General features: G+C 65.3%; 4 protein-coding genes and 1 pseudogene. All 5 read right to left on the bottom strand.

The window, feature by feature from the left end; translation table 11 throughout:
• Positions 1 to 394 (bottom strand): annotated as a pseudogene (locus JHD07_RS33230) (insulinase family protein); the annotation flags it as partial.
• Positions 391 to 1,782, bottom strand: coding sequence for a pitrilysin family protein (locus tag JHD07_RS33225; protein WP_291629829.1), 1,392 nt, complete (start codon positions 1,780 to 1,782; stop codon positions 391 to 393). The pseudogene JHD07_RS33230 and the gene JHD07_RS33225, both read right to left, overlap by 4 nt.
• Positions 1,783 to 1,986: 204 nt before the next feature.
• Positions 1,987 to 2,709, bottom strand: coding sequence for a hypothetical protein (locus JHD07_RS33220; protein ID WP_291629827.1), 723 nt, complete (start codon positions 2,707 to 2,709; stop codon positions 1,987 to 1,989).
• Positions 2,710 to 2,804: 95 nt separating this feature from the next.
• Positions 2,805 to 3,299 carry a signal peptidase II gene (lspA, locus tag JHD07_RS33215; protein WP_291629825.1) on the bottom strand — a complete coding sequence of 165 codons (495 nt, stop codon included), beginning with the start codon at positions 3,297 to 3,299 and terminating at the stop codon, positions 2,805 to 2,807.
• A gap of 10 nt (positions 3,300 to 3,309) precedes the next feature.
• Positions 3,310 to 4,715: class I tRNA ligase family protein (locus JHD07_RS33210; RefSeq protein WP_291629823.1), on the bottom strand; the 1,406-nt coding region annotated here is incomplete at its 5' end.

The raw sequence follows: 4,715 nt of genomic DNA, 5'->3' as shown, positions 1-4,715 counted from the left end.
GGTCGAAGGCCTCGTCCTTGTTGTCGCGCAGCATGCGCAGACTGCCCCGGAGGGTGTCGCGGGTGGCGTTGAAGGAGAGTTCGATGGCGCGGCGGTCGAGCCGTTCATGGAACGTCTTGGAATCGAGATCGCCTGAGCCTTCGTCGAGAAGAGAGCCGACCAGATTGGCAACGCCCGGCTTGTCCTTGGGATCCTGCGACGAGCCGCCGGCGAAGGAATATTCCATCGCAATCAGAGGCACGGTTGCGTCCTGCACGAACCAGGCTTGGATGCCGCCCGGCGAGATCAGGTGCTGGATTTTTGCGGCGGCCTGCGACGGGGAGACTGCGGAGAGCGCGAGCGTCGCGCCGGCGGCGACCGTGAATGCGATCCGTCGAAGCATGGGATAGGTCACGAACGCTTCTCCTCGCGCTTGGCGGTGGCGGTGTCCTTGATCAGATAGCCCGTCACCGAACGCTTCTTCTCGAGCCATTTCTGGGCAACCGCGCGGACCTGCTCGGCGGTGACGGCGCGGATGCGATCGGGCCAGCTCCTGATGTCCTCGATCGACAGGCCCGTGGTCAGCGCGCCGCCGTACCAGCGCGCCAGCACAGCCTGGTTGTCCTGGGCGTAGATCGCTTCCGCAATGAGCTGGGTTTTGACCCGCTCCAGATCCTCGGCGCGGATCGGGTCCTGCGCGACGCTGGTGAGGACCCCGTCCACCGCCTGCTCGACCTCAGCGAAGCTGACGCCGGGTTTCGGCGCAGCCGAGATCGCGAACTGGGTCGGGTCGAGCGAGATGCTCGAATAGCTGGCGCTGGCGGAAACCGCCAGCGGCTTGTCGACGACGAGGGCGCGGTAGAGATAGGAATTGCTGCCACTGCCGATCAGCTGCGCCAGCACGTCGAGCGCCGCGCTCTCGCCGGCTGCGGCGGTGGTCGCCGACGGCACGAGATAATAGCGCCGCATGCTCGGCTGCTCGACCCGCGGGTCAGCCAGCGTGACGGTGCGCGGCGCTGCGGGCTCCGGCTCCTGCGGGCGGACGCGCCGGGCCGGGATCGCGGGCTGGGCGGGGATCGAGCCGAAGTTGCGTTCGACCAGCGGGCGGATTTCGGCGGCGTCGACGTCGCCGGCGATCACGAGGATCGCGTTGTTCGGCGCGTAGAAGCGGCGATAGAAAGCGAGCGCATCCTCCCGATCGAGCTTTTCGATCTCCTGATGCCAGCCGATCACCGGACGCCCATAGGGATGGTTGAGATAGAGCGCGGCCATGATCTGTTCGTTGAGCCGTGCGTCCGGGTTGTTGGCGACGCGCATGTTGTACTCTTCGAGCACGACGTCGCGCTCGGGCAGCACGTTCTCGTCCTTGAGGACGAGGCCGGTCATGCGGTCGGCCTCGAACTCCATCATGGTCGGCAGCTGCTCTTTCGGCACGCGCTGGTAGTAGTTGGTGTAGTCGACCGAGGTCGAGGCTTTCTCGTTGCCGCCGACGCGGAGCACGGTCTGGGAGAACTCGCCGGCCGGATGCTTCGCCGTGCCCTTGAACATCAGATGCTCGAGGAAATGGGCGAGGCCGGACTTGCCCGGCGTCTCGTCGGCCGAGCCGACCTTGTACCAGATCATCTCGGTTACGACGGGGGTGCGGCGATCGGGAATCACCACGACCTGCATGCCGTTGGGAAGCGTGAAGCTGGTGGGCGGAGCCGATGTCACCGTGGTCTGGGCGAGGGCGGGGCCGGCCGAGAGGACACTCGTCGAAAGCAGCGCGGCAAGAAGGCAGGCAGCCGATCGGTATGAGGACATCATGATCCCTGGTGAAATGCCGAGCCCGGATTTCCGGCCCGGAAAGGCACGGCATGGTACACCGTGCCGCTGAGGCTTCGCGTCACGAAGCAGAGAACTCAACGCTTAGGCAAGTTACTGATAAGCAATTTTGAACGGGGCGGGCGGAGATCAGCCGCCGGCCTTCGCTTCGCGTCGGTCAGAATGTCGCGACAGGCAGGAACGCTATTGTTCCTTGTCCTTGCCGGACATGATGTCGTAGTACATCCGCCGCGACTTGTCGGGCCCGGCGCCATAGGCATAGTTCGGCGACGGGGTCTGGTATCCCGGCGGCGGCTCGACCAGGGACTGCCGCGGCGGCTCCGATGTGAACGGCTTCGACTCGGAGCTGTTGCTGCCCTTCATCATGTTCCACAGACCACCGGTGAAACCGAGCTCGGCGGGGCTCAGCGAGGGGTTGCTGTTTGTGCCCGGCTGAATCGGATCGTTGCTGGTACGGGGGGCTGCGGCGACCTGGCCGGCCTTCATCTCGGCCGGCGTCAGGGGCTGGGCGGCCTGCCAGTTCTCCGTCGCCTTGGTCGCCTTCTTGCGCGCCGCGATGGCTTCCTTGCGGCGCTTTTCCTCGGGGTCCTTGGGCCAGTTCGGCGCCGCCTTGGCTTCGGTCGCAGGCGGCGGCAGATCGAGCTTGGGCGGCACGACCAGCGGCGAGCGCTCGCGGTATTCGATGCCCTTCTTCTCCATGCTCTTGGCGCCGATGCCCGACATCAGATTGTCGATGAGCCTCTCTTCGAAGGTCATATCGTCCTCCTCGTCGTCGTCAGCGGCGCGCGCCGCGCCGGTCGACATGACGAGACCAATGCCGAGCGCGACGGCTGACAATCTCAACGCCCGCCAGATCTCCCGATGGGGGCCTCGAACCATCGAACCGCTGGTCTTCGAGCTGCGCATCACCATACCTGTTCCATATTGTGGCAGATTGCCGCTCAAACGCGGCGAATTGCTCGCAAAAACGGGTTCCACCTGCCGGTCCGTATCGGCCGGGATCAGGGCGCTTTTGCGGCGGGTACCCCCAGGAAGGAATCATACAATAGCGCCGCCACCCCAGCAACGATGGCCACGTCGGCAAGGTTGAACACGTACCAATTATATGTATTTCCCGCGATCTCGATATGGAACAAGGCGAAATCGACAACCGCGCCGTGGAGCAGGCGGTCGATGCCGTTGCCGATCGCCCCGCCGATGATCAGCCCGAGCGCAACCGTGACCAAGCGCGTGTGCGAGCGGGCCATCCAGATCGCAAGGGCGACCACGGCGAGGACCTTGACCGCCATCAGCGCCAGCTGCGCCGCCTTGCTGTCGTTCTGAAGCCAACCGAAGCTTATGCCGATATTCCAGGCCAGCACCAGGTCGAAGAACGGCGTCACCCGCACCGCGCCCCGATGGGCGAGGTCGAACACGTGGAGCAACCAGAGCTTCGAGGCCTGGTCGGCCACCAGCGTGACCAGGGCCGCGAGAATTCCGGCGCGGAGCGGGGTCATGGGCTACCGATCAGACGCTCACCCCAAGCGCCTTCCATTCGCGTAGCGCCTTGGCGTCGCGCGGGGTGATGTCGGGGTATTCGGGGTCCTCGCCGACGGTCGGCGAAATCTTCCAGGAGCGGGCGCATTTGGTTCCGACCGCCTTCTCGACAACGACCGCGACGCCCGGGACGGCATCGAGACGGAATGCCGGTGCCGGCGCCTCGCCCTCACGCACCTCGTAGTTCGAGGTGATGCAGATCTCGGCGAGGTCGGTGTCGAACAGCGTCATCAGCGTGCCGCGGTCGGCGACATAGATCACCGGCGAGGCCTCGAGCGAGGAGCCGATGTTCTTGGCGGCGCGTTCCAGTTCGAGCGCGCCGGTGACGACGCGGCGGACGTTGCGAATGGTCTCCCACTTCGCGGCGAGCTTGTCGTTGCGATAGTTTTCGAGGTCGGTCGGGAACAGCGTCAGATGCACGGACGGCTCGGCGTCTGGCCGGTACATGCGCCAAGCTTCCTCCGCGGTGAAGCTCAGGATCGGTGCGAGCCATTTCAGGATCGAGGCGCAGAGCAGGTCAATGGTGGTCAGCGCCGCCTTGCGCGTCACCGACGATGGCGGTTCGCAATACAGCGTGTCCTTGCGGATGTCGAAGTAGAACGCTGAGAGCTCGCTGTTCAGGAAGGCGGACAGGATCGCGACCACGCTCTTGTAGTCGAACTCGCGGTAGGCCTTGCCGATCGCGGCGGCGCGTACCGACAGCTCGTGCAGCATCAGCCGCTCGAGTTCGGGCATCTCGGCGGGCGCAACTGCGTCGGCCGGCTTGTAATGATGCAGCGTGCCGAGCATCCAGCGCACGGTGTTGCGCAGCTTGCGATAGGTCTCGACGGTGTTCTTCAGGATCTCGGGGCCGATGCGCTGGTCGTCGGTGTAGTCGCTGGACGCAACCCAGAGCCTCAGGATATCGGCGCCGGATTCCTTGATGACGGACTGCGGCTCGATGGTGTTGCCGAGCGACTTCGACATCTTGCGGCCGTCCTCGGCCTGCGTGAAGCCGTGGGTCAGCACGATGTCGTAGGGCGCGCGGCCTCGCGTGCCGCAGCTTTCCAGCAGGGAGGAGTGGAACCAGCCGCGATGCTGGTCCGAGCCTTCCAGATACATCACGGTGTCGGTGCCGCCGTCGACCTTGCGCTTGATGCCCGACAACCCCGGGAAATGCACGGGGTCTTCGAGCACGAAGGCGTGGGTCGAGCCGGAATCGAACCAGACGTCGAGGATGTCGTCGACCTTGTGCCAGTCCTCGCTGGCGCGAGGCCCAAGGAAGCGCTCGCGCGCACCTGTCGCGTACCAGGCGTCGGCGCCTTCCTTCTCGAACGCGTCGCCGATGCGCGCATTGACGGCCTCGTCCTGGAGGATCTCGGCGGAGCCGTCGCCCT

The organism is Bradyrhizobium sp. (assembly GCF_016462955.1).
Classification (GTDB): domain Bacteria; phylum Pseudomonadota; class Alphaproteobacteria; order Rhizobiales; family Xanthobacteraceae; genus Bradyrhizobium.
This window is presented reverse-complemented; position numbering and strand designations above follow the sequence as displayed.

Bases quoted from the DNA above. Each gene is read 5' to 3' on its own strand.
- JHD07_RS33225 (WP_291629829.1), bottom strand. From the start codon at position 1,782: ATGTCCTCATACCGATCGGCTGCCTGCCTTCTTGCCGCGCTGCTTTCG.
- lspA (WP_291629825.1), bottom strand. From the start codon at position 3,299: ATGACCCCGCTCCGCGCCGGAATTCTCGCGGCCCTGGTCACGCTGGTG.
- JHD07_RS33220 (WP_291629827.1), bottom strand. From the start codon at position 2,709: ATGCGCAGCTCGAAGACCAGCGGTTCGATGGTTCGAGGCCCCCATCGG.